Genomic DNA, 1,022 nt, shown 5'->3' with positions numbered 1-1,022 from the left:
CGCAGCGCGGCGGCCAGGGCCGGGTCGTCGATGACGGGGTCGGCGAAGTGGGCGTCGGTGCAGGCGCCGTCGGTGAGCAGCGCCATGGAGGGGTAGAACGCGCGGTAGCCGTAGCCCTCGTCGCCCAGCGGGCCGCCGGTGTGGGCCTCGCCGGGGGCGAGGACGACGATGCTGCCGGGGCCGGCCCGGACCCGCTCGCCGCGGTAGTCGATGACCTCCGCGCCGTGCGTGCACACGCCGACGGCGAACTCGTGGTGCGCGTGCGGCGCGTAGCGGTGGGCGGTGAAGCACGCCGTCATCAGGTACAGGGACTGGTCCGCGCCGAGCGGCGTCCGCGTCCAGCGGGCGTACTCCTCCGGGCCCCTGGCGCCCCCCTTGCCGCTCATGCGTCGCATTGTGCTCGATGCCGTACGGGCCTTGCCAGCGGGATTCCGCGGCGGCCTACGATGCGCGGATGTCACAGCGAGATCTGTCCCCGGAAGAGTTCCGCGAGCTGGGCCACGCCTACGTCGACTGGATCGCCGACTACCGCGCCCGCGTCGGCGACCTGCCGGTGCTGCCCGGCGTCGAGCCCGGCTGGGTGCGCGAGCGGCTGCCGGCGAAGCTGCCGGAGGAGGGCGAGCCGCTGACGGCGGTGCTGGCGGACATGGACCGCGTCGTGGTGCCCGCGTCCACGCACTGGCAGCACCCCGGCTTCTTCGCGTACTTCCCCGCCAACGCCTCCCTCGCCTCCCTGCTCGGCGACATGCTCTCCACCGGCCTCGGCACCCAGGGCATGCTCTGGTCGACGTCCCCGGCCTGTACGGAGCTGGAGCAGCACCTCCTCGACCAGCTCGCCGACGCCACGGGCCTGCCCGCCGAGTTCACCTTCGCCGGCGGTGGCGGCGGCGTCATCCAGGACTCCGCGTCCTCGTCCTCGCTGGTGGCGCTGCTCGCCGCGCTGCACCGGACGTCCGCCGGCGCGTGGCGGACGGCGGGCCGGGACGGGCGCGAGGTGCTGTACGTCTCGGCGCACACGCACT

2 protein-coding genes are annotated in these 1,022 nt (G+C 74.6%); one reads left to right on the top strand and one right to left on the bottom strand.

Annotation, left to right across the window (positions count from 1 at the left end; genetic code table 11):
* Positions 1-386 (bottom strand): AraC family ligand binding domain-containing protein (locus tag H5J30_RS35535; protein ID WP_181791907.1); only part of this gene is annotated, 386 nt, incomplete at its 3' end.
* A 68-nt stretch (positions 387-454) separates the two neighbouring features.
* Between H5J30_RS35535 and H5J30_RS35530 the strand changes: the two genes are divergently transcribed.
* Positions 455-1,022, top strand: a 568-nt coding sequence (locus tag H5J30_RS35530; protein WP_258563703.1) for a pyridoxal-dependent decarboxylase, incomplete at its 3' end; no start/stop codon positions are given.

It is taken from the genome of Streptomyces phytophilus (assembly GCF_013870535.1).
Classification (GTDB): Bacteria; Actinomycetota; Actinomycetes; order Streptomycetales; family Streptomycetaceae; genus Streptomyces; species Streptomyces phytophilus.
This window is presented reverse-complemented; position numbering and strand designations above follow the sequence as displayed.